Genomic DNA, 25,116 nt, shown 5'->3' on the forward strand with positions numbered 1-25,116 from the left:
GCGAGAGATCGGGACGCCAGGGACGACCGTCCCAGCGACCGCGCTAAAGGGAATGAAAGCGGCAGCAAGGATGAGGCCCGTGATTCTCCAGAAAAACGCGGCCCAGCCAAGGAGGAGGGAAAGGAGTCGAAGGGCGAGCGAAGCAGGGAACCCGGTGCGGATGGTTATCCAAAACCGGGGGAGTATTGGGAAGGCAGCGATGATTGGTATCCGGACGACCGTGAGATCGGGCCCGCACGCGACGGCGCCATGACATCGCAGTCGGCTCCGCCGGTGCCTGAGGGGCTGCGGCTCGCATCGGATGGAACACCTGTAATTGATCCGCCGGACAGGCGCGGCGTCGAGAGGTAGGGAGTTTGTCATGTACGTCGATCCCCCGGCGCCACGACCGCTCCAACCGGGCGAGGACGGCCCGGCCCCGCGGTCGGACCCGACGGTGGTCTGGACTTTCAATCCGGAATATCACCGGCTGGTGGTGCTGTGGCAGCAGGTGATGCCTCTCCTCGACGAGCTGACCGCTTCGCTGGACAAGGCCCTGCGCGCGGCTAAGAGTCAGGACACCTGGGACGCCCCAGTCGCGGAGAGGTATGTGCAGGACATGGACGAGTGGCACGGCAGGCTCGCCCGCTATCGCCTCGCGGTGCTCACGGCGATCAGCGACGAGGCGGCCGACACCCCGCGCTGGGTGGAGCGCAAGGCCGAGCTGAACGCGCAGACCCCATACTCCTGAGCCTCGCCGTCGTGACGTGCGGCGATCCGCCGGGGTTCGCTTAGAGTGGCAGGGTGGAGGTCTCGTCCTCAGGACGACAGGACTCGCCGCGTGTGAGCGCGGCGACGCCCTTCTACGGGCCTGACGTCGAGGCTCTCATCGGCGCAGACCCCGAAGTCGCCGCGATGTTGTTCGACGAGCTCGCGCGGGTGCGCGGCGGGCTCCAGCTGATCGCCAGCGAGAATTTCGCGTCCCCCGCCGTTTTGGCGGCGCTTGGCTCGACGTTGAACAACAAATATGCCGAGGGTTATCCGGGCCGCCGCTACTACGGCGGGTGCGAGGTCGTCGATCGTGCGGAAAGCCTGGCCATCGAGCGGGCGAAGAGGTTGTTCGGCGCCGACCACGCCAATGTGCAGCCGCATTCGGGCTCGTCGGCCAACCTCGCCGCCTATGTCGCCCTGCTGCGGCCTGGCGACACAATGCTCGCCATGGCGTTGCCGCACGGTGGCCATCTCACCCACGGATCCAAGGTCAATTTCTCCGGACGCTGGTTCGACGTGGCGGCGTACGGCGTGCGCCGGGACACCGAATTGATCGATTATGACGAGGTGCGGGATCTGGCGTTGCGGCACCGCCCGAAACTGATCGTCTGCGGCGCCACGGCATATCCGCGGCCGATCGATTTCGCGGTTTTCCGCGGCATCGCCGACGAGGTGGGCGCGTGGCTGATGGCCGACGTCGCGCACACGGTCGGGCTAATGGCGGGAGGCGCGGCTCCGTCGGCTGTGCCGTACGCCGATGTGGTGACGTTCACGACGCACAAGTCGCTGCGCGGTCCCCGGGGCGGCTGCATCCTGTGCACGGAGGAGTTGGCGCGGAAAATCGATCGGGCGGTGTTCCCGTTTGTGCAGGGTGGCCCGTCGATGCATGTGATCGCGGCCAAGGCGGTGGCCTTCGGTGAGGCGTTGCGGCCGGAGTTCGGCGACTATGCTCTGCGAGTGGTCGACAACGCGCGAGCTCTGGCGCAGGCACTGGCCGTGGGCGGCATGCGTCCTGTCTCCGGGGGCACCGACACCCACCTGGCCCTGGTCGACCTGCGCGATCTCGCGATGTCGGGCGTGGTCGCCGAGCGGCGGTGCGCCCTGGCGGGCATCACGCTCAACCGCAACGCGATTCCCTACGACCCCGAGCCGCCCGCCGTGACCTCCGGCGTGCGGGTCGGCACGCTGTGCGTGACGACGCAGGGGATGGGGCCCGAGGAGATGCGCGAGGTGGGAGCGCTGATCACCGAGGCGGTGACACTGCCGGGATCGGCCTCCCGGGTACGCGATCGGGTGGTTACTCTTAGCAGGAGATATCCGGCATATCGATGTATATCCGGAGAGTCGCAAAAGCAGACAACGGTATTACCCAGTGAATTATGACTAGTTCTGTGTCGACTTCCGGCCGCTGGTGGCCGGAGCATCCGGGAAACTTAGGTTCGTGCGCGAATACCTTCTGATAGCGCTGGCGGCGGCGGCGGTCACTTACCTGCTGGTCCCGCTGGTCCGCGTGTTCGCCATCCGCATCGGTGCGATGCCGGAGGTGCGCGACCGCGACGTGCACACCACGCCGACCCCGAGGCTCGGGGGACTGGCGATGTACGGCGGGCTGGTCGCCGGCCTCATCATGGCCGACCAGCTCAAACACAGCGGCACCGTGCTCGACGACGACAGAGCCATGTGGGCGTTGATCGCCGCGGGCGGTCTGATAGTGGTGACCGGGTTCCTGGACGACTGGTGGGGGATGGACGCCCTCATCAAGCTGGGCGGCCAGATCGGGGCCGCCGGTCTGCTGGTCTATTTCGGGATGAGCCTGCCGTGGATCCCCGGTCCTTACGGCGACAGCTACACGCTCGACTCGATCCTCAGCACCGTCGTCACGATCCTCGTCGTGGTCGTGACCATCAACGCGGTCAACTTCGTCGACGGCCTGGACGGCCTCGCGGCCGGCATCGTGTGCATCGCCGGCATCGCGATGTGGGCCTATTCCATCGTGTTGTCGCAGGCCGTCGCCAACGGCACACGCATCAACCTCACGGCCATCATCACCGCCATCCTCATCGGCATGTGCCTGGGGTTCCTGCCGCACAACTTCCATCCGGCCAAAATCTTCATGGGCGACACCGGGGCGATGCTGATCGGCCTCGTGCTCGCCTCCTCGATCGTCACGGTGACCCCCGTCGACCCGGCCGCCATCAACCGGTTCCCGATCGTGCTGCCACTTTTGCTGCCGATCGCGGTGATGCTGCTCCCGCTGCTCGACCTCCTATCCGCCGTGGTGAGACGCACGTCCTACGGGCAGTCGCCGTTCGCCCCCGATCGCGGGCATCTGCACCATCGGCTGCTCGACATCGGGCATTCGCATCGCCGCACGGTTTTGATCATGTACGCGTGGACGTTCCTCTTCGCGGCGGCGGTGGTGGGACTGTCGGTCGGGGGAGTGCCCTTGATCGTGTTCCCGGTCACGATCCTGCTCGCGGTGGGTGTGCTCGTGCTTATGGCGCTGCCCCGCTGGCGCCTGCGCCGCAAGAACGGCGGAGCCCACGCGGTGGGCCGCCCGCTTTCGGCCGAGCGGGATTCCGAGGCCGATCCGGCGGCGGAATCCCACGGTGTGACCAAGGTCACGGCTGTCGCGGCGGCTGCCTCCGGCGGGCGGCACGGGACCGCCGCACCGATTCCACAGCCGATGGCGGCGCCGGTGGCGGACGAGCCGGCGCGTCAGGCGCGGGAGGCGGTTCCGGAGGATATGACGCGGCCCGCGCAGCGGCCGCAATCCGCCGGCCGGCTGCCCGACGCCGCAGGCCGGCATCAGGATGGCCCGGCGCAGCGCCCCGGCGCGGCACGGCGACGTCAAGCTGCCGCTGGGCGGTCTTCGAATCCTCCCGGCTCGGCGCCAAATCCCGCCGAATCAATGCCAAACACTGCCAATCGTCCCCCGAACACCGCAGGTCAGACGCCTGACGGTGCCGGGCAGCCACCCCGGCATCGCGGGCGTCCGGCTCCAGAAGGAGAACGCCGGATTCCAGGGGGAGAACGCTCGGCTCCAGGGGGAGATTGGCCCGTTCCTCCCGGCGAATATCCGGGCGGCAGGCGTGCCGCACGTCCTGCCTCGGGTCCCGGCGCGAATCCCGCCGCACATCCAGGCGGGCAACCTGCGGTGTATCCGGGCGGACACCCGGGCGGGCATCCCGCAGCGCGCCCGGGTGGGCATCCCACGCCGGATCCCCTCGGTCATCCCGGTGCCGGCGATCCCGCCGGTCGTTCCCCGCACCGTCCCACCGGCCGCCCTCAGGGGCAGCCGGGTGGCCGGCCGATGGGGCGTCCTCCCGAACAATCCGCAGGTTACGGGCCTTCCACAGGTCAGCCGCCGGCCCGCCGACCCGATCACCCCGGCGGTCAGCACGGCCCCGGTCAATACCCGGCGGGCCAGCACCCGGCGGGCCAGCACCCGGCGGGTCAACATCCGGCGGGCCAGCACCCGGCCGGTCAGCACCCCGGAGATCGGCGTCCGGGCGGTCAGCACCCCGCGGAACAGGTGACTCCGCGCCAGCCCTCGCATCAATCGCCACGTCAGACGCCGGGCCGGGGATCGCCTCAAGGAGCGCGGCAGACCCAGAGTGACGACGCGACGGGCCCCATGCCTAGAGTGATACCCGAGACAGGACAGCAGCCGGGACAACACCCTGGTGAGCGGGGTTCCGCGGAGCCGGTCGAGCTGGTAGACGACACTGCGGTCTTCCCCACATATGGGGATTCGAGGCCAAGGCCGCCTCGCTCTATCCCCTGACAAGCTCATCGAAACACCAGGTAAAAGCAGTCTTCACAGAGCTTGTGATAGCTTTCACAATGAGAACCCCACGTGATCGGCACTGTGGGGTAGCAAACGCTCGCTTGATAACAGATTCTGGAGCACCGATGCAGGCCAACGACGTGCGCGTCCTCAAAAGCGCCGCGCTGCCGACCCTGGCGGGCGGCGTCGTGGCCCTCCTGGTGGCCTTCCTCCTCGGTGGAGGCAAGGCGGCCTTCGGTGCCGGGATCGCCCTCGCGCTGGTCGCGGCGTTCTTCACGGTCAGCCTGGTCGCCGTGGCATGGGCCGGCCGGGTGTCGCCGATGGCGATGATGACCGCCGCCGTGCTGAGCTACCTGGTCAAAGCCCTCGCGCTGATGATGCTGCTGAGATCCTTCGAAGGAGCGACGGCGTTCGATCCCCGGGCCTTCGGCTGGACTGTGATTGCTCTCACAGTGGTCTGGACCTTTGGTGAGATGCGTGGGTTCATGAAGCTGAAGATGCTCTACGTCGACCCCGAAGGCCGAGTCCCGGGACAGGGCAGCTGAATGAAGAAGCGTGACGTTACCCCCGCCAGCGTGACGGGGTCCGATATGACTAGTCCTCGCCGCGCCTGCTATCGTCGTGCCCGCGATGAGCGAGCAGAAGCGTCGGCCAGAAGACGACGGCCGCGACTTCGCCAATGCCGCCTGGTCGATTCCCAGCTACGTGCTCTCCGGAATCATTGTCTACGGCGGAATCGGCTGGTTGCTGAGCCGGTGGACAGGCGTGGTCGCATTCACCCCGATCGGCCTGATTCTCGGCGTCGTGCTCTCCGTCTACCTGGTCTATCGGAAGTACGGTCGCTAGCCTCCGGCGGTGATCGCCATGTCGGAGATGTCCACTTGTTCTACTACCACGTCGAAGGGAACGCCGCGTGAGCACGCTGACGCTCCTTGCCTCCGGGGATGAGTTCAAGGCCCCCGGCCTCGAACTCTTCGAATTCCCGCCGATCATCAATGGCGTGCCATGGTTCACCAAGCCTGTGCTGGTGGCGATCCTGAGCACAGTGATTGTTCTCATCTTCACCTGGTCGGCGTTCGCCAAGCCGAAGCTGGTGCCCCGCGGTATGCAGAACCTCGGTGAGATGGGTTACACGTTCGTCCGCGACCAGGTCGCCCGGCCGTTCCTCGGCAAGGACGCCGACCGGTGGATGGGCCTGCTGCTCAGCCTCTTCTTCCTGATCTGGATCTGGAACCTGATGGGTGTCATCCCCGGTATCCAGTTCCCCGTCGTGTCCCACATCGCCTTCCCGTTCGTTCTTGCGATCTCCATCTACATCCTGAAGCTCTACCTCGGATTCAAGCACCAGGGCTTCTTCGGATATTTCAAGAACATGATGTTCCCTCCGGGACTTCCGAAGCCCATCTATCTGCTTCTCGCTCCCATCGAGTTCCTCTCGAACATGATCGTGGCGCCTTTCACGCACGCTGTGCGACTTTTCGCCAACATGTTCGCGGGTCACATCATTCTTGCCTTCTTCAGCCTGGTTGGGTTCTGGTTCCTCTTTGAGAATCTCACTCCCCTGGGTGCCCCTCTCGGCGTTCTCGGCGTGCTCATGACGATCGGCATGACCGTCTTCGAGATGTTCATCCAGTTCCTGCAGGCGTTCCTCTTCGCGATGCTCGCGGCGATGTACATCGGTAACTCGCTCCACCCCGAGCACTGAGTCCGAGCAACCTGAGTCCTCTGAACGGAATATCCAGACCGGTGGGCCCTCCACCGGCCGACCAGTAAAGGAAAACACCAATGAGCGTCCTCGCTGAGGTCACCGGCAACCTCTCCTCGCTCGGCTCCATCGGTTATGGTCTGGCGGCGATCGGCCCCGGCATCGGCGTCGGCATCATCTTCGGTCAGGGTGTGCAGGCCATCGCCCGCAACCCCGAGGCATACAACCTGATCCGCCAGAACATGCTGCTCGGCTTCGTTCTTACCGAGGCGCTGGCCCTGATCGGTCTGGTCGCGCCCTTCATGTTCAACGCGTGACGAACGACAACCCCTGACGGAAGGCTGCAATCATGATCACAGCAGCTGCGCTCGCTGCGGAGGTCAACAACCCTCTCCTCCCGCACTGGTATGAGCTGATCGTTGGTGGCTTCGCCTTCTTCGTTGTTCTCTTCGTGGTCGGCCGGATCCTCACTCCGCGCATCCAGAAGACACTTGCGGAGCGGACCGACGCCATCGAGGGAGGGCTGAAGCGGGCCGAGGAGGTCCAGGACGAGGCCAAGCGCACGCTGGAGAGCTACCGCGCCCAGCTCGCCGAGGCCCGTCACGAGGCCGCCCGCCTGCGCGAAGAGGCTCGTGAGCAGGGAGCCCAGATCAAGGCCGAGCTCCGCACGGAGGCCGAGGCCGAGGCTCGCCGCATCACCGAGCAGGCACGTGCCCAGATCGACGCCGAGCGCCAGGCGGCCTTCGCCCAGCTTCGCGCTGAGATCGGCCGTCTGTCGACCGACCTTGCCAGCCGCATCGTCGGCGAGTCCCTGGAGGACGAGGCCCGTCAGCGTCGCATCGTCGACCGGTTCCTCGAGGAGCTTGAGGGCGCGGGCAGCGGGGCGGTTCGCTGATGCGTGGCCTGAGCAGAGCCTCGCTGGCCGAGGTCGAAGAGCGTTTCAACGGCGTGGCCGGTGCGGCCGACCTTGGAACGCTGGCCGACGAGCTGTTCGCGGTCGCCGACCTGTTCGACCGTGAGCACGGGCTTCGCCGTTCGCTCTCCGACCCGTCCGTGCCGGCAGCGCAGAAGGCTCAGGCCGCGCGTGTGCTGCTCGACGGCAAGGTGAGCCCGGCCACGGTCTCGACGGTGGAGTCCGCCGTCGGGGCCAAGTGGTCCCGCGCCGGCGATCTCCCCGACGTGCTTGAGCGTCTGGGCGTCGTCGCCGCGTGCGCCGAGGCCGAGTCGCAAAGCAGGCTCGACGACGTCGAGGATGAACTATTTAGGTTCGGGCGCATCGTCGCGGCAAGTCCCGATCTGCGCCGGGCCCTGACCGGACCGTCGCTTCCCGCCGAGGGGAAGCGGGCGCTGCTCAACGAGCTCATCGGCGGCAAGGTGGCCCCGTCCACCCTGCGGCTCCTCGCCCAGCTTGTCACGCATTCGCGAGGACGTAGCCTGGACGGGGGACTCGAAGAGTTCGGCGGCCTCGCGGCCGAGCAGCGCCAGCGCCTCGTCGCGGTGGTGCGCAGCGCCATCGCGCTCAGCGAGGAGCACAAGCAGAGGCTCGCCGCGTGGCTGCGTGCCTCTTTTGGTCGCGACGTTCATCTGAACGTCGAAGTGGACCCGCGTGTGCTCGGTGGGTTCTCGATCCGCATCGGCGACGAGATCATCGACACCAGTATCGCGGGCCGCATTGAAGAAGTCCGCCGCCGGTTGGCCGGCTAGGCGAATAGGGAGACTGAAGAGAGATGGCGGAGCTGACGATCCGGCCGGACGAGATCCGGGACGCGCTTGAGCGCTTCGTCCAGGCGTACGAACCGGAAGGCGCCGCGCGCGAGGAGATCGGGACCGTCGTCGACTGTGGCGACGGCATCGCCCATGTCTCCGGCCTTCCCTCGGCGATGGCGAACGAGCTGCTGGAGTTCGAGGACGGTACGCGCGGGCTGGCACTGAACCTGGATGTCCGGGAGATCGGTGTCGTTATCCTGGGCGACTTCAGCAAGATCGAGGAGGGCCAGTCGGTCCGCAGGACCGGCGAGGTCCTGTCGGTGCCGATCGGCGACAACTTCCTCGGCCGCGTGGTGGACTCCCTGGGTGTCCCCCTCGACGGCAAGGGTGCGATCGAGGCCGAGGGGCTGCGTGCCCTGGAGCTTCAGGCGCCTTCCGTGGTCCAGCGGCAGCCCGTGAAGGAGCCGCTGCAGACCGGTCTCAAGGCGGTCGACGCCATGACGCCGATCGGCCGCGGCCAGCGCCAGCTCATCATCGGTGACCGTGGCACCGGCAAGACCGCCATCGCCGTGGACACCATCCTCAACCAGCGTGAGAACTGGCTGTCGGGTGACCCGACCAAGCAGGTGCGCTGCGTCTACGTCGCGATCGGCCAGAAGGGTTCGACGATCGCGCAGGTGCAGGGCCGCCTCGAAGAGGCCGGCGCGATGGAATACACCACCATCGTCGCCGCTCCGGCCTCCGACCCCGCCGGCTTCAAGTACATCGCGCCTTACACCGGCTCCGCCATCGGCCAGCACTGGATGTACCAGGGCAAGCATGTTCTGATCGTCTTCGACGACCTGAGCAAGCAGGCCGACGCCTACCGCGCCGTCTCGCTGCTGCTGCGCCGCCCGCCGGGCCGCGAGGCCTTCCCCGGCGACGTCTTCTACTTGCACTCGCGTCTGCTTGAGCGCTGCGCGAAGCTGTCGGCCGACCTCGGCAGCGGCTCGATGACCGGTCTGCCGATCATCGAGACCAAGGGCAACGACGTCTCGGCGTTCATCCCGACCAACGTCATCTCCATCACCGACGGCCAGTGCTTCCTTGAGACGGACCTGTTCAACGCCGGTGTCCGTCCGGCCATCAACGTCGGTGTCTCCGTCTCCCGAGTCGGTGGCTCCGCGCAGGTCAAGGCCATGCGCAAGGTCGCGGGCACGCTGCGTCTGTCCCTGTCGCAATATCGCGACCTTGAGGCCTTCGCCGCCTTCGCCTCCGACCTCGACGCCGCCTCCCGCGCCCAGCTTGAGCGTGGGCAGCGTCTCGTCGAGCTGCTGAAGCAGCCGCAGTACAGCCCGTTCCCCGTCGAGCACCAGGTCGTCTCGGTGTGGGCCGGCACCACCGGTCAGCTCGACGAGGTGCCGGTCGAGGACGTGCGCCGCTTCGAGGCCGAGTTCATCGACTACCTCAACCGCGAGCAGAAGGGTGTCTTCGACGGCATCCGCGAGACCAAGGAGCTCACCGACGACGCGGTGACCGTCCTCAAGGACGCGATCTCCGAGTTCAAGAAGGGCTTCGAGACCTCCGCGGGCGAACTGCTGGTCAAGGACGAGCCGGTGCCCTCCCTGGAAGCCGGTGAGGTCGGCCAGGAGAAGATCACCAAGCACGTCCGCCAGGCCGAAGAGAAGAAGTAGCCGATGGGTGCCCAGCTAAGACTGCTGCGCAGGCGGATCAAGTCGGTCAGGTCGACCGCGAAGATCACGCGCGCCCAGGAGCTGATCGCATCGTCGCGGATCGTCAAGGCGCAGGCCCGGATGGCGGCGGCGGTGCCGTACGAGCGGGAGATCACCCGTGCGGTGACCGCCGTCGTGTCCGGCACCACCAGCGTCAGCCACCCGTTGACCGTGGAGAAGGAGCGCCCGGCCAAGGCCGGCGTGCTCATCGTCACGAGCGACCGGGGATTCGCCGGCGGCTTCAACGCCAACCTGCTACGTGAGGCCGAGGCGCTCGCGGGTCTGCTGCGCGAGCGCGAGGTCATGCCTGTGCCGTTCGTGATGGGCCGCAAGGGCATCGCCTGGCACTCGTTCCGCGGCAGGCCGATAGGGGCAAGTTGGTCCGGGTTCTCCGACAACCCGACCTACGGCCACGCCAAGCAGATCGCCGACACGCTGATCGAGGCGTTCAAGGACGAGAACGGCATCGATGAGATCCACATCGTGTCGACCTCGTTCGTGTCGATGCTGACGCAGGAAGTCACGGTCAAGCGCATCCTGCCGCTGGAGATCGAGGTCTCGACCGAGGCTCCGGCCGGCGGGCCCCTGCCGTACTTCGAGTTCGAGCCGTCGGCCGACGAGGTGCTCGACACGTTGCTGCCGCGTTATGTGGAGTCGCGCATCTTCAACGCGCTGCTTCAGTCGGCGGCCTCCGAGCACGCCGCGCGCCGGCGCGCCATGAAGTCGGCGACCGACAACGCCAACGAGCTGATCCGCGTGTTCACCCAGCAGATGAACCAGGCTCGTCAGGCTGAGATCACCCAGGAAATCAGCGAGATCGTCGGTGGCGCCAACGCGCTGGCTGACGCCGCAGCGGGGAAAGAGTGAAATGACTGCACAGACTGTTGAGACCGGCGTGGGTCGCGTCGCGCGGGTCACCGGTCCCGTCGTCGACGTGGAGTTCCCCGTCGAGGCGATGCCGGACATCTACAACGCGCTCACCGTCGATGTGAAGCTCGGCGAGGAGACCAAGACCCTGACCATGGAGGTCGCCCAGCACCTGGGTGACAACCTCGTCCGGGCCATCTCCATGCAGCCGACCGACGGCGTCGTCCGCAACGCCGCCGTCGTCGACACCGGGGCTCCGATCTCGGTGCCGGTCGGCGACGTCGTCAAGGGCCACGTGTGGAGCACGCTGGGCGAGTCCCTCGACGTGCCCACCGCGTCCCTCAAGATCGAGGAGCGGTGGGGCATCCACCGCCCGTCGCCCCCCTTCGACCAGCTCGAGTCGCGCACGGAGATCATGCCGACCGGCATCAAGGTCATCGACCTGCTCACCCCGTACATGAAGGGTGGCAAGATCGGTCTGTTCGGTGGCGCCGGTGTCGGCAAGACCGTTCTGATCCAGGAGATGATCCGCCGAGTCGCGCTGAAGTTCTCCGGCACCTCGGTGTTCGCCGGCGTCGGCGAGCGCACCCGTGAGGGCAACGACCTCTGGCTCGAAATGGAAGAGGCCAACGTCCTCAAGGACACCGCGCTGGTCTTCGGCCAGATGGACGAGCCCCCGGGCACCCGTCTGCGGGTCGCGCTGTCCGCGCTGACGATGGCGGAATACTTCCGTGACGTGCAGAAGCAGGACGTGCTTCTGTTCATCGACAACATCTTCCGGTTCACCCAGGCGGGTTCTGAGGTGTCGACGCTCCTCGGGCGTATGCCGTCCGCGGTGGGTTACCAGCCGACGCTGGCCGACGAGATGGGTGTGCTCCAGGAGCGCATCACCTCGACCCGCGGTCACTCGATCACCTCCATGCAGGCGATCTACGTTCCCGCCGACGACATCACCGACCCGGCGCCGCACAACGCGTTCGCGCACCTCGACGCGACGACCGTGCTTTCGCGGCCGATCTCGGAGAAGGGCATCTACCCCGCGGTGGACCCGCTCGACTCCACCTCCCGCATCCTCGACCCGCAGATCGTGGGCGAGGAGCACTACGCGGTCGCCCAGGAGACCAAGCGAATCCTGCAGAAGAACAAGGAACTGCAGGACATCATCGCGATCCTCGGCATCGACGAGCTCTCGGAGGAGGACCGGGTCACCGTCAACCGGGCCCGCCGCATCGAGCGCTTCCTCTCCCACCCGATGTACGCCGCCGAGGCGTTCACCGGCCAGCCGGGTGAGTTCGTGCCGCTGGAGGAGACGATCGCCTCGTTCAAGGGCCTCTGCGCCGGCGACTACGACGACCTGCCCGAGCAGGCGTTCTTCATGGTCGGCGGCATCGAGCAGGCCATCGCAAAGGCCGAGAGCCTCGCCCGCTAGTCGCTTCGGTGCCGGTGCGGCCTAGCCGCGCCGGCACCCCATCGGAAAGGAATCTCTCCTATGGCGAAGCTACGAGTAGGGGTTGTCTCGCCGGAGCGCGAGATCTGGTCCGGCGAGGCCGACATGGTGGTTGCCAAGACCGTCGACGGCGAGATCGGTATCATGCCTAGACACGCTCCTGTGCTGGGTGTCCTCGTCGAGGGTGGCGTCCTGCGCGTGAAGCGTGGCGACGGCGGGGCCGACCTCGTCGCCGCCGTCCACGGCGGGTTCATCTCGGTGGCAGACAACCAGGTCTCGGTTCTCGCCGAGGCGGCCGAGCTGGGCTCCGAGGTGGATGTCGCGGCGGCTCGTGACGCCCTTGAGCGTGCTCAGGCGTCTGTCGACGCCGACGCCGACGACGCGGAGGCGGCCCTCGAGGTCAAACGCGCCCGCGCCAGGCTGCGCGCCGCCGGCGAAGACGCCTGATCTTTACATTCTCAGCTTTCGGTGGGGGCGGCGATGACGACGACGCTGGTGATTCTGGCGGGCGCGGTGGTCGTCGTCGCCCTCTTGATAGTCAGGGGCTTCGCCCTGACACGGACCAGGGGCCATGTCCCCTGTTCCCTCCGATCCGGGAGCCGCGGCTGGAAAACGGGCGTAGCCCGTTATGCCGACGGAGAGCTCCACTGGATCCCCTTTCTGGGTCTGCGCCTGAGGCCGCGCCACGCAATAGCGAGGCGCGGCCTCAGTGTTTCCGGCAAACGCCCCGTCGAGGGCGGCCTGTGGGCGGTCACGTGCGGCACGGTGGAACTCGCCATGTCGGAGGACGCGCTGACGGGCTTTCTCGCCTGGTTGGAGTCGGCACCCCCGGGTGCCCACCTCGACCTGGCCTAAGGCGTTCTGAGCGCCCTTAGCGGGTGCCTCCTGGCTTCCACAGCACCTCGGCTCCGTCCGCCGCGATCCGGCAGAGGATGAAGAGCAGGTCCGACAGCCGGTTGAGATAGCGGGCAGTCACCGGGTTCACGTCGTCATGGGCCTCGATCGCCGCCCACGCGCTGCGCTCGGCACGGCGTACGGTGACCCTCGCCGTGTGGAGCAGTGCCGTGCCGGGGGAGCCGCCGGGCAGGATGAAGCTGCGCAGCGGCTTGAGCCGCTCGTTGAAGTGGTCGCACTGGGTTTCCAGCCGGTCGATGTAGGACTGCTCCACGCGAAGTGGGGGGAACTCCGGGTTCTCCGTCACCGGTGTGCAGAGGTCCGCTCCGAGGTCGAAGAGCTCGTTCTGCACCAGGTTGAGCACCCGGGCGATCTCGTCGTCCAGAGAGCCCAGCGCGAGGGCGACGCCGATCGCGGCGTTGGCCTCCTCGACGTCGGCGTAGGCCACGAGGCGCGTGTCGGTCTTGCCGGTGCGGCTCATGTCACCGAGGTCGGTGGTGCCGTCGTCGCCGACCCTTGTGTAGATCTTTGAGAGGACGACGGGTTTGTCGTTGTCGGCGCGTGTCATATCGCCAGCGTAGACCTGGGCTTTTGACAAATGTCACCCGGTCGGCTGGAGATCCTCCCGCTCTTCCGGTGATAGCGACGACTGTCTGGCGCCAGGCGCCGAAGGTCAAGATTTCCCCATGGAAACGCGACAGATCAATTGTCGCCCCGGTGAGGTCGCGGGTCGGGGGCATGACCTTGCCATCGAAGTGGGCGGGCTTCACCAGCGGTATGGAAGCTTCGAAGCGGTCCGCGGGATCTCCTTCTCGGTGCGGCAGGGGGAGCTCTTCGCCCTTCTCGGCACCAACGGCGCCGGCAAGACCACCACCATGGAAGTGCTCGAAGGGTTCGCCAAGCCGGGTGACGGTCAGGTGCGGGTGCTCGGGCTGGACCCGTGGCGGCAGCGCCGTGCCCTGCGCCCGAGGATGGGCATTCTCCACCAGGACGCGGGGTTCATCGGTGATCTGACCGTCGCCGAGACGGTCGACATGTGGCGCGGCATGAGCGCCGACGCCGGTCGTGGGACGATCGACAACGCTCTGGCGCTTGTCGATCTGGAGAACAAGGCCAAGACCAAGGTGCGCCAGCTCTCCGGCGGGCAGAAGCGCCGGCTCGACCTGGCTCTCGCCGTACTCGCCCGCCCCGAGGTGCTCTTCCTGGACGAGCCCACCACGGGCATGGACCCCGAGGCGCGCGTCGCGACCTGGCGGGTGATCCAGAGCCTGCGGACCGAGGGCACGACGGTGCTGCTGACCACGCACTACCTGGAGGAGGCCGAGCGGCTCGCCGACCACCTGGCCATCATGCACGAGGGGCGCATTCACACCTACGGCACCGTGGACGAGGTGGTCGCGGCGGCGGGCGACCAGGTGACCTTCCGGCTCGCGGTGTCGGCCGCCGAGGCCAAGACGAGGTTCCCCCAGGGGCTGCCCTTCGTCGCGGGCAACGCGCCTTTGGTGACGTATGCCGCCGACCATCTGCAGGCGGTCTACACGCTGGACGACGGCCACCCCGGCGATCGTGCCCAGGCGGCCATGCGGACGCTGCTGTCCTGGTCCGACCAGTCCGGCGTGACGCTGGAGCGGCTGGAGGTACGGCGAGGCACTCTTGAGGATGTTTTCATGCGCGTGGTGGGAGAGGTTCGTTGAAAACCGACGTGTTGCACGCCGTACGGCTCGCCCGGATGGACATGACGGTCCTCGGGCGCAATCAGACGGCCCTGGTCAACGTGCTCCTGCTGCCGCTGCTGATGGCCTGGATGTTCACCACGTTGTATGACCGGGGTGAGATCGGGGGAGTGCCCGGCGGCCTCTTCATCCTGACCGGTCTGCCGAGCATGATGCTGGGATTCGCGGTCTTCGTGAACCTCGTCAACTCCTTCACCGCACGCCGCGAGGAGCTCGTGCTCAAGCGGCTGCGCGGAGGGCAGCCCTCCGCCGTGGCCATCTTCGGCGGAGCGGGGCTGAGCGCCTTCTTGATCTTCGCGGTCCAGATGGTGCTGGTCGCCGTGTGGAGTTCGCGCATCGAAGGCGGCGCGATGCCCGCCAACATCCCGCTCATGGTGGTGACGGGTCTGCTGGGTGTCGCGGTCTTCGCACTGATCGCGGCGGCCTTCTCCGGCATCACCCGTAACGCGGAGCTGGCACAGGTGGCGGTGGTGCCGGTGCTGCTGGTCATCATGATCGGCAGCCCGCTTATGGTGCCCCTCAGCGTGTTCCCCGAGCCGCTGCAGATCATCGCCAAGTTCATCCCCTCCACGCCGGTCACCGAGGTCATGCGCACGGCCCACCTCGGCCGGGACTTCATCGGCGAGGGCGGGCAGACGCTGACCACGGCCCAGCAGTGGATCGAGGCCCTGCCCTCGCTTGGTGTGCTGGTGCTGTGGATCGGAATCGGTGCGCTGCTGGCCAAGTGGCTGTTCCGGTGGGATCCGCGCCACGGATAACGTGGATGGCGCTATGACGGATGAGGAAGTGAAGGCGCCGGTGCCCGCGCACCGGCGTTTTCGGCTGCGCCGCCGCAGGAAGCGGTGGAGCGACGAGCACCGCCTGAAGGTCTACACGCTGTGGATCATGCTCACCGGGCTGGCCATGGCCTGGGTGGCGCCGATCCTCGGCCTTGACGTCGACAAGCTGAGCGGTGAGCCGACCTGGTTGCTGCTCACCGAGATCAACGGGTGGGTGGTCCCGGCTCTCCCGTTCTGGTTCGCCGGCATGGGGGTCTTCACCGTTTCCTATGTGATCGTCGTTCGCGCCATCGTCGCCGGATCCGATTACGACAGGCATCTCCTCGTCTCCGGGCTGATCGCGCTCGCGCTGTCGCTGATCGGCGTGGGCTGGACGGCGGGGCCCATGGTGGCCTGGCTGGGACTGGTCGCCGTCCGCTACCCCCTGCACAAAGTCCTGCTCGTCTCGTTGGTCGCGCTGCCGCTCGCCTCCATCCGGAGTGACGGCACCATAAGCCTGATCGTCTTCCTCAACGTCTGGCTCGCCCTCACCATCGTCTGGGCCAACCGATTCCAGGTGTGGCTGTGGAAGGTCGTCAAGGCGGCGAACGAGGGCAGGGACGCGCAGGCCAGGCTGGCCGTTACCGAGGAGCGCCTGCGCTTCGCCCGCGACATGCACGACCTGGTCGGCCACAGCCTCTCGGCGATAGCGGTGAAGACCGAGCTCGCGGGCAAGCTCGCCACGCGCGACGCCGAGCGGGCCGCGGCGGAGATGGGCGAGGTGCACGGTCTCGCCCGCGAGGCGCTGCGCGAGATCCGGATGGCGGTGCGGGGCTATCGCACGGTGGAGCTGGGGGATGAGTTGCGCAGTGTGCGGTCGGTGCTGGAGGCCGCCAGCATCCGCTGCACGCTTGAGTTGCCCGATGCCGACCTGCCCGACGAACTCAACACGCTACTGGCGTGGCTCGTGCGGGAGGGCACGACCAACGTGCTCAGGCACAGCGAGGCCACCCGCTGCCGCATCACCGTGGGCATGGAGGGCGACAAGGTGGTGCTTGAAATGACGAACGACGGTGCGAGCGTCCGGCAGCCCAACGACAGGCAGGGGAGCGGTCTGGCCGGGATGACCGAGCGCACCGCGGCTCTCGGCGGCTCGCTCACCGCCGGTCCGGTCGTCTCGGGCGGCTTTCTGCTGCGTGCCGTAGTACCCGTGGAGGGGATCTCGTGATCCGTGTGCTGCTCGCCGACGACGAGCATCTCATCAGGGGGGCCATCGCCTCCCTGTTGTCCCTGGAGCCCGATCTGACGGTCGTGGCGCAGGTGGGGCGGGGCGACGAGGTGGCAGCCGCCGTGGCGGAGCACCGGCCCGACGTCGTGGTGCTCGACATCGAGATGCCGGGCTTGGACGGGCTGAGTGTGGCCGAGAGCATGCCAGGCCAGGCTGTGGTGATTCTCACAAGCTTTGGACGCCCCGGTTACCTGCGCCGGGCCATGGCGGCGGGTGTGCGGGGTTTCGTGCCGAAGGATGCCCCGGCCGAGGAGCTGGCGGCAGCCGTACGCAAGGTGCACGCGGGGGGCCGCTACCTCGATCCCGAACTCGCGGCGTCGGCGATGATGGCGGGGGAGTGCCCGCTGACCGACCGGGAGCGCGACGCGCTCAGCCTGGCCGCCCGCGGCGCGTCGGTCTCGGAGATCGCGGTGTCGCTGCGGCTCACGGAGGGCACCGTGCGCAACTACCTATCCAACGCGATCATGAAGCTGGGGGCGAGCAACCGGATCACGGCGATTCGGGCCGCCCAGGAAATGGGCTGGATCTGATTCGGTGTTGAGGTTTGTGAAGTGTTTGGACCTGGGGCTATGTGGAAAGGGGCTATTGGGCAGTCCGAAACCGCCGCGTGGTTGAGACGGCGCGCGGGTGTGGCTGAGACCATAGACGATTACTTTCTGACATAGTGTCACTACGCTTGGTCGTCGGGTGTGCATGCTTTTGAGGTGCACACGGTCCGGCGCGGCGGTTGGCGTCCGGCCGCCGAGACGGCGGCCTGACATGAGGAGGTGGCATGCGCGTCCGCGGAACCAAAGGAGCGCAGGTGGTCAGCATTGGACTCCGTCTTGACGCGGGGACCGTGGCCGGGGTTCGCACGCAACTGCATGAGGCGGTCGACTCCGGCAGTGGGGATCTGATCGTCGATCTCGCCGAGCTGGAGATGATCGACGCCACCGGCTTGGGAGTTCTGGTGGGCACGCAGTGCCGTGCGCGTGACGCGGGGCGCCACCTCATACTTCGCAGGGTGCCGCCGCGGATCATGCGGGTGCTCGTGGTGACCCGGCTGAATCGGGTGCTGCGTGTTGAGTCCGCCATGGCAGCGGTGGCCTGATCGGGCGTCCGGAGACTGCGGGGGTCGCCGGAAGTGCCTCATATTCGAGGGTGGATCACATTCGGCGTGATCCACCCTCATGCCTGGGTGTCACTTTCAACGTTCACGTCCCACCCGGGCCGGCTAGGTGGTGGCCGCGTCGCCGGCCTGGCTCCCGCCGTACCTCAAGCGTGCTCCGAGGGCTGAAGCACGCTCGCCGGGAAGACGCGGCGGAGGAGATGTACGGCGGCGCCGACGACAGCCTCGACCTCCGGGGGATCCTCGGCGAGCACCCAGTCGACGATCAGCTCTTGAAGCGCGCCGAGCATCGCCAGCGAGAGCAAGTGGGGGTCGACCCCTGAGGGGACCGGGGCCGTGCCTTCTGGTGCGTCCTCGATGACCTTGTAGAACGCCGACATCGTGCGTTCCCTGGACGCGAGGAGCGGCTGGTCGCCCGCTCTGCGCACTTCGAGATGCATGATTCTTGCCCGTCGGCGGTCTTGGGTGACGAAGCCCACATATCCCGCTATGCCCGCTTCAAGCCTGCCTAGGAAGGTGTCGGGTGCCTCCTGGACAGATTTCGCTACGGAGCCGAGTGCTTCCTCGATGCACCGTTCATGGACTACTTGTAGTAGTTCCTCCCGTCCCGAGAAACACTCGTAGAAGGCGCGATTGGAAATTCGGGCCTCGCTGCACAACCTTTCGATGGTCGTGCCGGGGAACCCGAGACTGGCGTACAACGTGTACGCCGCTGAGATGAGCCTCTCTCGCCGGTCGGCCTGACGTTCATCCGCCGACAGTCCTCTGTACGCGCGTCCGCTCACATGCCACACCTCACGCCCGAAGAAATGATCGTGGCCCCCAGAGCCAACCATTATGGACGCATGATCCTTTTTCGGGAAGAGTGGCGAAGAGATAGGGCATTAATGCGCTGCACGTGCGTTTGCATGAGCATCAAAAGGGCGCGGGGGAGGCCCAAAGATGGGGCCCCATGTGATGACAAAACCACACTAAGGCCAGTGAATCTGAACTGTCCGTAGAACTCGGTCGGTGGGGCCCGGTCGCGTAACACCCGCTTTGATCAGCATCGGGCCCGGAGCGCTTATCGGACGTCGTGCCTCAGAGTGCCTCAGAGTCCCTTAGAACAGGGTCGGGTTCTCCGGCTCGATGCCCCGCAGGGCCTGGTAGTCGAGGACCACGCAGTCGATGCCGCGGTCCGTCGCGAGCACCCGCGCCTGCGGCTTGATCTCCTGCGCGGCGAAGATGCCCCGCACCGGCGCGAGCAGCGGATCGCGGTTGAGCAGCTCGAGATAGCGGGTGAGCTGCTCGACCCCGTCGATCTCGCCCCGCCGCTTGATCTCCACCGCCACCGTGCCGCCCGCCTGGTCGCGGCAGAGGATGTCGACCGGGCCGATCGCGGTGGGGAACTCACGCCTGACCAGCGTCCACCCCTCGCCGAGCGTCGCGATGTGCTCGGCCAGCAGCTCTTGCAGGTGGGCCTCCACGCCGTCCTTGCGCAGGCCGGGGTCGACCCCCAGCTCGTGGCTGGAGTCGTGGGTGATCTCCTCGATGGTGAGGATGAGCTGCTCACCGGTCTTGCCGTGGGTGACGGTCCACTTGCCGGTCTCCTCGCGGAGTTTGCACGGAGGATTCATCCAGTTGAGCGGCTTGAACGCGCGATCGTCGGCGTGAACCGACACCGAACCGTCCGCCTTGATAAGGATGAGCCTGGGAGCCATCGGCAGATGTGCCGTGAGCCGCCCCACATAATCGACGCTGCATCGCGCGATGACCAACCGCATGGACGCCAACCCTACCGGCCTGGCAGGTGCCCTTCTCCCGATTCGCGCAGCATGCTGGCAGGGGTGGGACACGCTCCCGGCGGCCCGTGATTTTTCCGTTCCCCGGGCGGAAGCACGCGTGCTCCCGCGTCGTTAAGCGAGTTATGAGCCCACGCCGCGCCCGACGCATGAGTCCCTTCGACCGCAAAGGGCGCGGCGCCTCTTCGGCGAGACCGGTGGACGAATCCCCGCGGGGAGTGGACCGGGTGGAGGAGTGGCCGGACGGCGATTGGACGGTGCGCAGATTAACCGGTGGAGCCGCCGGTAAGAGTTATCGGTGTCCCGGTTGCGAGCAGGAGGTGCGGTCCTCCGCGGCGCACATCGTGAGCTGGCCGGCCTTCCCCGGTGGCGAGGACGAGCGACGGCACTGGCACACTGCGTGCTGGCGCAAACGTCTCGACCGGGGCCCCGGCCGCACTCGCTACTGAGGAGATCATCGATGGAAATACGCGCGGCGACGGTGTTGCCGGCGCGGCGAGAGCCGATCGAGTTGCACACGGCGGACGGGCTCACCCTGGTCGGCGAGCTCGCCCTGCCGGAGTCGCGGCCGCCGGTGGCGACCCTCATCTGTCTGCACCCGCTGCCCACCCACGGCGGCATGATGGACAGCCACGTCTACAAGAAGGCCGCCAACCGGCTCCCGGCGCTCGCCGACCTCGCCATCCTGCGGTTCAACACCCGCGGCACCACCTCCGAGCGCGGCACGTCCGAGGGGGAGTTCGACAAGGGCGAGGGCGAGCGGTTCGACGTGGCCGCCGCGCTCGAATACGCGGAGTTCCACGACCTGCCCAACCCGTGGCTGCTCGGCTGGTCGTTCGGCACCGAGCTGGCCTTGAAGTGGGGGCACGACCCCCTGGTGACCGGCGCGATCCTGCTGTCGCCGCCGCTGCACCGTGCCGGCGACGACGATCTGGACGCCTGGGCGCGTTTCGGGCGGCCACTGGTGGCGCTGGTGCCGGAGTTCGACGACTATCTGCGGCCCGCCGAGGCCACCGAGCGTTTCGCCCGGGTGCCCCAGGCCGAGGTGGTGGGGGTGGACGACGCGAAACACCTGTGGGTCGGCGAGCCCTATGTCCGCATTGTGCTCAACGAGATCGTGCGGCGGGTCAACCCGGCCGCCTACCCGCTGCCGACCGAGGTGCTCGGCGACTCGTGACAGTTACCGCCTGCGGAGGGGGACGTTCCCGGTCTACGGTGATCCCTGTGTTGCTTCACACGCGGTCGGCCGGGAGCGGGGTGCCGGTCGTCCTGCTCCACGCGTTCCCCCTCTCGTCGGCGATGTGGCACGCCCAGCGTGAGGAGCTCTCCTCGCGCTACCGCGTGATCACTCCGGACATGCGTGGATTCGGCGAGTCGCCGCTGGGGGACGACCCGCCCTCGATCGACCTCATGGCCGACGATGTGGCCCGGCTGCTCGACGCCGAGGGCGTCGACCGCGCCGTGGTCGGCGGGCAGTCCATGGGTGGCTATGTGACGATGGCCTTCTGCCGCCGTCACGCCGACCGGCTGCTCGGCGTGGTCCTCGCCGACACCAAGGCCGGCGCCGATCCCCCGCAGGCGGCGCTCAACCGCGAGGCGATGGCGGCCGCCGTCCTTGAGCACGGCACCTCGGTCCTCTCCGAACAGGTGCTGCCCAATCTGGTCGGCGAGACCACCAAGACCGGCCGGGCCATGGTCTTCGGCAGGGTGCGCGCGCTGACCTCGGTCGCGCCGCCCCGGGCGGTGGCGTGGGCGCAGCGGGCCATGGCGGCCCGGCCCGACTCGTTCGGCACGTTGCGGGCGCTTCAGGTGCCCGCCCTCGTGGTCGTGGGGGAGGAGGACGGCCTCACCCCGCCGGCCGAGGCGCGGGCGATGGCCGAGGCTCTGCCGTACGGCTCGCTGGCGGTGATCGCGCGGGCGGGCCATCTGAGCGCCCTGGAGCAGCCGGAGGCGTTCAACCGGGCGCTGGTCGAGTTCCTGGGCGGGCTCAGGGCCCGCTGAGGCTCACAGCTGCGCCTGGCGGGGCAGCACTACCTCGCGGAGGATGAGCGCGATGGCGGCGGCCACCGGGATGGCGAGCAGGGCGCCGACGATGCCCATCAGCGTGCCGCCGAAGAGCGCCGCGATGACCGCGACCGCCGGGGTGATGTCGACCGAGCGTTTCATCACCCTCGGATAGATGACGTAGTTCTCGACCTGCTGATAGATCAAGAAAAAGATCACGCAGGCGATGCCGAGCGGCACCGACTGCAGGAAAGCGATGCCGCTGACGACCACCGCGCCGATCGTCGCGCCCACCAGCGGGATCAGGTCTGTGAGCGCGATCACGAAGGCCATCGCCAACGCGTATTGCGCGCCGGCCAGCGAGAGGAACACATAGGACAACACACCCGCGGTGGCGGAGATGGTCGCGCTCCCTGCCACATAGCCGCCGATGCCGGTGAGGATCTCGTCGCCGATCGCCTGCGTGCGCTCCCTGCGGGTGGACGGGACCAGCTTGAGGAGATATTCCTTGATGGTGGCCAGCGAGCCGAGGAAATAGAGCGTCAGCACCAGCAGGGTGAGGCCGGAGAAGAACGCGTTGAAGACCACCGCGCCGAAGCCGAAGATGCCCCCGGCGAGCGCCGCGCCGACTCCGCCGCTCAGGAAATAGGTCCTGAGCTGATCAAGCAGTTTGAACTCCGCGTCGAGCTGTTTGATCGTGGGGTTGGCGCTCAACTCCTCCAGCAGGCGCGGCACCGAGTTGGCGAAGTCGCTCACCTCCTGCACCACCGGAGGCACGACCGCGAAGCCGAACAACACAAAAAAACCGATCACCCCGCCGAACACCAGCGAGATCGCCCAACGCCGTGACATGCGTCTGCGTTGCAGGAACTCGACCACGGGGTTGAGCCCGACCGCCAGGAACATCGCCACGACGATCAGCACGATCACACTGCGCGCGTTGGTCACCGCCTGCGCGAGCGCCATGGCGGTCAGCACGCCGAGGCCGCCGAACAGGCCGAATAAGAACGGGCTCTTGGACAGCGGCTTGCCCGGCAGTCCGAAGGGGTTTCCGCTCTCCGTCTCGCCCGCGGCCGGCGGACGCGCGGCGGGCACGGGAGCGGGCGCGGGCGCGGGAACGGGGCTCGGGGAATCGGCCACTGGCCCTCCTTTGTGCGAAGTACGGCTGACGCCGGGCACTTGGCGTTGTGGCACGGCGTGCCGCGGACGATGGTCGCACTTCTATCGCGTGCGCGGCGATCGGCGCAGGCCGGGGGGGATTGGAACGCGGCGCCGGCGCCGCGGCCGGACAGGACACGGGACATGCGTGTTGTGCGCCGCGTGGGGCGGGACACGGGACATGTCTGCTGCGCGCCGCATGGGGCGGACACGGGATGTGCCGGCCGCGCCGTGAGGGGATGCCGGGGGGATGTTCCGGTCGCACTGAGAGAGGCGGGGTGGCGGGCCTCCGGGGAGCCGGTGAGGGCGCCCCGGAGACGGCAAGAGAGCCCAGCGACCTTTGCGAGGTCGCCAGGCTCTCCCCGATAGCCCGTCGTCTAACCCGTTGTCAAATGTCCTGCCAGCTCGTTTACTCCTGCCACCACTCGGAGTCGTCGTCGGACTTGCCGACGCCCGGCTTGACGGACGCCGAGGCGGTCACCGGCTTGTCGGCACCGGTCGCGGCCAGGGCGGGCTTCGGCGGGGCCGCGGTGACGGCGGGAGCCGGGTCGTCCATGCCGGGGAGCGGCGCGCCGCCGAGGAGCTGACGGAGCTGGGCCAGGTGGCTCGTGATGCTGTCGCGCTGGCGGGTCAGCTCGTCGACCTGGCGCTGCATCGCCGTGCGGGTGCGCTCGGCCTCCGACTTGGCCTCGCTCACGATGTTGTCGGCGTTGCTCTTGGCCTCGGCCACGACCTGGTCGGCGTTCTTGCGCGCGTTGGCGAGCAGCTGCTTGGCGTGCGTGTCGGCCTCGCGGCGGGTCTGCTCGGCCTGCTGCGTGGCCTTGGTGGCCCGCTGCTCGGCGGTCGCGGCCCGCTGCTCGGCCTCGGCCACGAGCTTCTGGGTCGCGGCCTGCGCGGTGGCGTGGCGCTCGGCCTCCTGCCGCTCCGCCTCCTCGCGGCGGGCGGCGAGCTGGATGTCGAACTCCGCCTCGTCCTGGGCGCGTTTGGCCTCGGACTCCTCCAGCACCCGCTGGGCCTGCGCCCGCATCTCGTCGGCCTGCCGCTTGGCGGTCGTCAGCACCTCGTCGCGCTCACGCTTGGTCGAGGCGCGGAGCTGGGCGACCTCGCGCTCGGTCGTCGTGCGGAGCTTGGCGATCTCACGCTCGGAGTCGGCGCGCTTCTCGGCCACCTCGTGGTCGGCCGTGGCGCGGAGCTTGGAGACCTCGCGCTCGGTCGTCGCGGTCAGCTCGTCGGCCTCGCGGCGGGCCGTCGAGCGGATCTCCTCGGCGTCGCGTTCGGCGGTGGTGCGGGTCTCGTCGGCCTCGCGGCTGGCCAGCGCGCGCTTCTCGGCCGCTTCGTTCTCGGCGGCGGCACGCGCGTCCGCGGCATCGACCTTGGCCGCGGCCTTGATCTCGTTCGCCTCGGAACGCGCGGCCTGCACCAGCTCGGTGGCCTGCTCCTCGGCGAGGCGCAGGAGCTGCTCGATGCGCGCACCGAGCCCGGAGTAGGTCGGGCGCTCCTGCTCCTGGAGCTGGCGCTGGGAGTCGGAGAGCTCCCGCTGGAGGGTGCCGAGTTGCTCGCGCGACTGGCGCAGCTCGTTGTCGAGCTGCTTGAGGTGGTCGTGGACCTGGTGCCGGTCGTAACCGCGGAGCACCACGTCGAATTCCCGCGCGGGGGCGTCCTCGAAGAAGTTGTTCAATTGGGCGTCGATGTCGGACTGCATGGAGGCTCGATCCTGGGTTGTCGAGACGGCTTCACGGGGTGCCGGACGGGGGGTTCGGACATCCGAGGCGGGAGGGCGTTGCGCCCACGCAGAACCCACGTCCGTTGGTAGCCCAGCGTACTCCGCTGCTGCGGCCTAGGCGGCCCCCTCCAGCTTTCTGTACGACTTGTTACGTATGAACCTTTCTTGTGTTCACAGGGTTCACGAGTCGCGCGGCGGAGCCTGTACCAGCTCGGTCAGAACGCCTCCCACATCCTTGGGATGGAGAAACGCGATGGAAGAGTTCATCGAGCCGTGCCGCGGGGTTTTGTCGATCAGGCGCACCCCTGTCGCCGCGATCTCGTCCATAGCCCCGGCCACGTCCGACACTCCGTACGCCACATGGTGCACTCCCTCGCCCCGGGTGGCGAGGAACTTGCCGACCGGCGTGTCGGGGTGGAGCGGTTCGAGGAGCTGGATGTACGAGCCGCCGGTCTCACCGTCGGCGACGTGCAGCATCGCCTCGCGCACGCCCTGCTCCTCGTTGACCTCGCGATGCACCACCTTCAGGCCGAAGGTCTTCTGGTAGAGCGCGATGGTGGCCTCAAGGTCGTGGCACGCGATGCCGACGTGATCGATTCTCAAAATCATCGGTGGTCCCTCTCTGCGACGTTGTTGTCCATGATTCCGGGGGCGACCTGCCTCACAGTCACCGGGAACCCTCTGGATATGG

The 25,116-nt window shown here is 67.7% G+C and carries 29 protein-coding genes; 23 read left to right on the forward strand and 6 right to left on the reverse strand.

From position 1 onward, the window contains the following. From Ssi02_RS07330 to Ssi02_RS07400, 15 genes are all read left to right on the forward strand, one after another. A partial coding sequence (locus tag Ssi02_RS07330) for a hypothetical protein (protein ID WP_373870093.1) occupies nt 1-351 on the forward strand: 351 nt, incomplete at its 5' end. 10 nt (nt 352-361) lie between these two features. Beyond that, on the forward strand, nt 362-730 hold the full coding sequence (locus tag Ssi02_RS07335) for a hypothetical protein (RefSeq protein WP_204022547.1): 369 nt from the start codon (nt 362-364) through the stop codon (nt 728-730). Nucleotides 731-894: 164 nt separating this feature from the next. Then, nucleotides 895-2,133, forward strand: a complete 1,239-nt coding sequence (gene glyA, locus Ssi02_RS07340) for a serine hydroxymethyltransferase (protein ID WP_204022908.1) — start codon at nt 895-897, stop codon at nt 2,131-2,133. Between the two features lie 58 nt (nt 2,134-2,191). After that, entirely contained in the window at nt 2,192-4,537 is a 2,346-nt protein-coding gene (locus Ssi02_RS07345; protein WP_204022549.1) for a glycosyltransferase family 4 protein, read from the forward strand. A 128-nt stretch (nt 4,538-4,665) separates the two neighbouring features. After that, nucleotides 4,666-5,085: a Cg1360 family ATP-synthase-associated protein gene (locus Ssi02_RS07350; RefSeq protein WP_204022551.1), complete on the forward strand. Its 420-nt coding sequence runs from the start codon at nt 4,666-4,668 to the stop codon at nt 5,083-5,085. 85 nt (nt 5,086-5,170) lie between these two features. Further along, nucleotides 5,171-5,386, forward strand: a complete 216-nt coding sequence (locus Ssi02_RS07355; RefSeq protein WP_176955313.1) for an AtpZ/AtpI family protein — start codon at nt 5,171-5,173, stop codon at nt 5,384-5,386. 67 nt (nt 5,387-5,453) lie between these two features. Further along, a complete protein-coding gene (atpB, locus tag Ssi02_RS07360) occupies nt 5,454-6,245 on the forward strand; it encodes a F0F1 ATP synthase subunit A (RefSeq protein ID WP_204022553.1) in 792 nt (263 codons plus the stop codon). Between the two features lie 80 nt (nt 6,246-6,325). Next, a complete protein-coding gene (gene atpE, locus Ssi02_RS07365) occupies nt 6,326-6,562 on the forward strand; it encodes an ATP synthase F0 subunit C (RefSeq protein ID WP_204022556.1) in 237 nt (78 codons plus the stop codon). A 32-nt stretch (nt 6,563-6,594) separates the two neighbouring features. Further along, nucleotides 6,595-7,140 carry a F0F1 ATP synthase subunit B gene (locus Ssi02_RS07370; RefSeq protein ID WP_204022558.1) on the forward strand — a complete coding sequence of 182 codons (546 nt, stop codon included), beginning with the start codon at nt 6,595-6,597 and terminating at the stop codon, nt 7,138-7,140. Beyond that, the gene (locus Ssi02_RS07375) at nt 7,140-7,949 is read left to right on the forward strand and encodes a F0F1 ATP synthase subunit delta (RefSeq protein WP_204022560.1); all 810 of its coding nucleotides are present in this window, start codon (nt 7,140-7,142) and stop codon (nt 7,947-7,949) included. Before Ssi02_RS07370 ends, Ssi02_RS07375 begins: the two co-directional genes overlap by 1 nt. Nucleotides 7,950-7,972: 23 nt before the next feature. After that, a complete protein-coding gene (gene atpA / locus Ssi02_RS07380; protein WP_204022562.1) occupies nt 7,973-9,625 on the forward strand; it encodes a F0F1 ATP synthase subunit alpha in 1,653 nt (550 codons plus the stop codon). A 3-nt stretch (nt 9,626-9,628) separates the two neighbouring features. Continuing rightward, entirely contained in the window at nt 9,629-10,531 is a 903-nt protein-coding gene (locus Ssi02_RS07385; RefSeq protein ID WP_204022564.1) for a F0F1 ATP synthase subunit gamma, read from the forward strand. Between the two features lies 1 nt (nt 10,532). Further along, nucleotides 10,533-11,960 carry a F0F1 ATP synthase subunit beta gene (atpD, locus tag Ssi02_RS07390; RefSeq protein WP_204022566.1) on the forward strand — a complete coding sequence of 476 codons (1,428 nt, stop codon included), beginning with the start codon at nt 10,533-10,535 and terminating at the stop codon, nt 11,958-11,960. A 60-nt stretch (nt 11,961-12,020) separates the two neighbouring features. Then, nucleotides 12,021-12,425: a F0F1 ATP synthase subunit epsilon gene (locus tag Ssi02_RS07395; protein ID WP_204022567.1), complete on the forward strand. Its 405-nt coding sequence runs from the start codon at nt 12,021-12,023 to the stop codon at nt 12,423-12,425. Nucleotides 12,426-12,458: 33 nt separating this feature from the next. Continuing rightward, nucleotides 12,459-12,833, forward strand: coding sequence for a DUF2550 domain-containing protein (locus tag Ssi02_RS07400; RefSeq protein WP_204022569.1), 375 nt, complete (start codon nt 12,459-12,461; stop codon nt 12,831-12,833). A 16-nt stretch (nt 12,834-12,849) separates the two neighbouring features. On the opposite strand, the gene Ssi02_RS07405 is transcribed toward Ssi02_RS07400, so the two are convergent. Further along, a complete protein-coding gene (locus Ssi02_RS07405; protein ID WP_204022571.1) occupies nt 12,850-13,440 on the reverse strand; it encodes a cob(I)yrinic acid a,c-diamide adenosyltransferase in 591 nt (196 codons plus the stop codon). A gap of 118 nt (nt 13,441-13,558) precedes the next feature. Here Ssi02_RS07405 and Ssi02_RS07410 point away from each other — a divergent pair, with 118 nt between their 5' ends. The 5 genes from Ssi02_RS07410 to Ssi02_RS07430 all read left to right on the forward strand — a co-directional run bounded on the left by Ssi02_RS07410 (nt 13,559) and on the right by Ssi02_RS07430 (nt 17,741). Beyond that, a complete protein-coding gene (locus tag Ssi02_RS07410) occupies nt 13,559-14,566 on the forward strand; it encodes an ABC transporter ATP-binding protein (protein ID WP_204022574.1) in 1,008 nt (335 codons plus the stop codon). Continuing rightward, nucleotides 14,563-15,363 (forward strand): ABC transporter permease, encoded by an 801-nt coding sequence (locus Ssi02_RS07415; protein WP_204022576.1) that lies wholly within the window; start codon nt 14,563-14,565, stop codon nt 15,361-15,363. The genes Ssi02_RS07410 and Ssi02_RS07415 overlap by 4 nt, the downstream gene beginning before the upstream one ends. Before the next feature lie 13 nt (nt 15,364-15,376). Beyond that, nucleotides 15,377-16,591 carry a sensor histidine kinase gene (locus Ssi02_RS07420; protein WP_239128670.1) on the forward strand — a complete coding sequence of 405 codons (1,215 nt, stop codon included), beginning with the start codon at nt 15,377-15,379 and terminating at the stop codon, nt 16,589-16,591. After that, nucleotides 16,588-17,181 carry a response regulator transcription factor gene (locus Ssi02_RS07425; protein WP_204022578.1) on the forward strand — a complete coding sequence of 198 codons (594 nt, stop codon included), beginning with the start codon at nt 16,588-16,590 and terminating at the stop codon, nt 17,179-17,181. Before Ssi02_RS07420 ends, Ssi02_RS07425 begins: the two co-directional genes overlap by 4 nt. A gap of 242 nt (nt 17,182-17,423) precedes the next feature. Beyond that, nucleotides 17,424-17,741, forward strand: coding sequence for an STAS domain-containing protein (locus Ssi02_RS07430; protein WP_204022580.1), 318 nt, complete (start codon nt 17,424-17,426; stop codon nt 17,739-17,741). A gap of 164 nt (nt 17,742-17,905) precedes the next feature. Here the strand turns inward: Ssi02_RS07430 and Ssi02_RS07435 are convergent, their stop codons facing one another. Together Ssi02_RS07435 and nucS are read right to left on the reverse strand one after the other, a co-directional pair. Then, nucleotides 17,906-18,544 (reverse strand): TetR/AcrR family transcriptional regulator, encoded by a 639-nt coding sequence (locus tag Ssi02_RS07435; RefSeq protein ID WP_204022582.1) that lies wholly within the window; start codon nt 18,542-18,544, stop codon nt 17,906-17,908. A 315-nt stretch (nt 18,545-18,859) separates the two neighbouring features. Beyond that, nucleotides 18,860-19,522: an endonuclease NucS gene (gene nucS, locus Ssi02_RS07440; RefSeq protein WP_204022584.1), complete on the reverse strand. Its 663-nt coding sequence runs from the start codon at nt 19,520-19,522 to the stop codon at nt 18,860-18,862. 167 nt (nt 19,523-19,689) lie between these two features. Here nucS and Ssi02_RS40145 point away from each other — a divergent pair, with 167 nt between their 5' ends. The 3 genes from Ssi02_RS40145 to Ssi02_RS07450 are packed head-to-tail and all read left to right on the forward strand — an operon-like array spanning nt 19,690 to nt 21,541. Beyond that, nucleotides 19,690-19,989 (forward strand): Rv1322 family protein, encoded by a 300-nt coding sequence (locus tag Ssi02_RS40145; protein ID WP_507763433.1) that lies wholly within the window; start codon nt 19,690-19,692, stop codon nt 19,987-19,989. A gap of 11 nt (nt 19,990-20,000) precedes the next feature. After that, the gene (locus Ssi02_RS07445) at nt 20,001-20,717 is read left to right on the forward strand and encodes an alpha/beta hydrolase (protein WP_204022586.1); all 717 of its coding nucleotides are present in this window, start codon (nt 20,001-20,003) and stop codon (nt 20,715-20,717) included. Nucleotides 20,718-20,764: 47 nt separating this feature from the next. Then, nucleotides 20,765-21,541: an alpha/beta fold hydrolase gene (locus tag Ssi02_RS07450; protein WP_204022587.1), complete on the forward strand. Its 777-nt coding sequence runs from the start codon at nt 20,765-20,767 to the stop codon at nt 21,539-21,541. A 3-nt stretch (nt 21,542-21,544) separates the two neighbouring features. Here the strand turns inward: Ssi02_RS07450 and Ssi02_RS07455 are convergent, their stop codons facing one another. The 3 genes from Ssi02_RS07455 to mce form a co-directional block, all read right to left on the reverse strand. Next, nucleotides 21,545-22,684, reverse strand: coding sequence for an AI-2E family transporter (locus tag Ssi02_RS07455; RefSeq protein WP_239128672.1), 1,140 nt, complete (start codon nt 22,682-22,684; stop codon nt 21,545-21,547). A 427-nt stretch (nt 22,685-23,111) separates the two neighbouring features. Further along, nucleotides 23,112-24,404, reverse strand: coding sequence for a DivIVA domain-containing protein (locus tag Ssi02_RS07460; protein ID WP_204022588.1), 1,293 nt, complete (start codon nt 24,402-24,404; stop codon nt 23,112-23,114). A 201-nt stretch (nt 24,405-24,605) separates the two neighbouring features. After that, nucleotides 24,606-25,034 (reverse strand): methylmalonyl-CoA epimerase, encoded by a 429-nt coding sequence (mce, locus tag Ssi02_RS07465; protein WP_204022590.1) that lies wholly within the window; start codon nt 25,032-25,034, stop codon nt 24,606-24,608. Between the last annotated feature and the right edge of the window lie 82 nt (nt 25,035-25,116).

This window comes from Sinosporangium siamense (assembly GCF_016863435.1).
GTDB classification, from domain to species: domain Bacteria; phylum Actinomycetota; class Actinomycetes; order Streptosporangiales; family Streptosporangiaceae; genus Sinosporangium; species Sinosporangium siamense.

Excerpts from the sequence above, each read along its gene's own strand:
- Ssi02_RS07350 (WP_204022551.1), top strand. The coding sequence starts at position 4,666 with ATGCAGGCCAACGACGTGCGCGTCCTCAAAAGCGCCGCGCTGCCGACC.
- Ssi02_RS07375 (WP_204022560.1), top strand. The coding sequence starts at position 7,140 with ATGCGTGGCCTGAGCAGAGCCTCGCTGGCCGAGGTCGAAGAGCGTTTC.
- atpE (WP_204022556.1), top strand. The coding sequence starts at position 6,326 with ATGAGCGTCCTCGCTGAGGTCACCGGCAACCTCTCCTCGCTCGGCTCC.
- Ssi02_RS07405 (WP_204022571.1), bottom strand. The coding sequence starts at position 13,440 with ATGACACGCGCCGACAACGACAAACCCGTCGTCCTCTCAAAGATCTAC.
- Ssi02_RS07400 (WP_204022569.1), top strand. The coding sequence starts at position 12,459 with ATGACGACGACGCTGGTGATTCTGGCGGGCGCGGTGGTCGTCGTCGCC.
- mce (WP_204022590.1), bottom strand. The coding sequence starts at position 25,034 with ATGATTTTGAGAATCGATCACGTCGGCATCGCGTGCCACGACCTTGAG.
- atpA (WP_204022562.1), top strand. The coding sequence starts at position 7,973 with ATGGCGGAGCTGACGATCCGGCCGGACGAGATCCGGGACGCGCTTGAG.
- Ssi02_RS07370 (WP_204022558.1), top strand. The coding sequence starts at position 6,595 with ATGATCACAGCAGCTGCGCTCGCTGCGGAGGTCAACAACCCTCTCCTC.
- Ssi02_RS07460 (WP_204022588.1), bottom strand. The coding sequence starts at position 24,404 with ATGCAGTCCGACATCGACGCCCAATTGAACAACTTCTTCGAGGACGCC.
- atpD (WP_204022566.1), top strand. The coding sequence starts at position 10,533 with ATGACTGCACAGACTGTTGAGACCGGCGTGGGTCGCGTCGCGCGGGTC.
- Ssi02_RS07335 (WP_204022547.1), top strand. The coding sequence starts at position 362 with ATGTACGTCGATCCCCCGGCGCCACGACCGCTCCAACCGGGCGAGGAC.
- Ssi02_RS40145 (WP_507763433.1), top strand. The coding sequence starts at position 19,690 with ATGAGTCCCTTCGACCGCAAAGGGCGCGGCGCCTCTTCGGCGAGACCG.
- Ssi02_RS07410 (WP_204022574.1), top strand. The coding sequence starts at position 13,559 with ATGGAAACGCGACAGATCAATTGTCGCCCCGGTGAGGTCGCGGGTCGG.
- Ssi02_RS07355 (WP_176955313.1), top strand. The coding sequence starts at position 5,171 with ATGAGCGAGCAGAAGCGTCGGCCAGAAGACGACGGCCGCGACTTCGCC.
- Ssi02_RS07430 (WP_204022580.1), top strand. The coding sequence starts at position 17,424 with ATGCGCGTCCGCGGAACCAAAGGAGCGCAGGTGGTCAGCATTGGACTC.
- glyA (WP_204022908.1), top strand. The coding sequence starts at position 895 with ATGTTGTTCGACGAGCTCGCGCGGGTGCGCGGCGGGCTCCAGCTGATC.
- Ssi02_RS07420 (WP_239128670.1), top strand. The coding sequence starts at position 15,377 with ATGACGGATGAGGAAGTGAAGGCGCCGGTGCCCGCGCACCGGCGTTTT.
- Ssi02_RS07395 (WP_204022567.1), top strand. The coding sequence starts at position 12,021 with ATGGCGAAGCTACGAGTAGGGGTTGTCTCGCCGGAGCGCGAGATCTGG.
- Ssi02_RS07445 (WP_204022586.1), top strand. The coding sequence starts at position 20,001 with ATGGAAATACGCGCGGCGACGGTGTTGCCGGCGCGGCGAGAGCCGATC.
- Ssi02_RS07385 (WP_204022564.1), top strand. The coding sequence starts at position 9,629 with ATGGGTGCCCAGCTAAGACTGCTGCGCAGGCGGATCAAGTCGGTCAGG.
- nucS (WP_204022584.1), bottom strand. The coding sequence starts at position 19,522 with ATGCGGTTGGTCATCGCGCGATGCAGCGTCGATTATGTGGGGCGGCTC.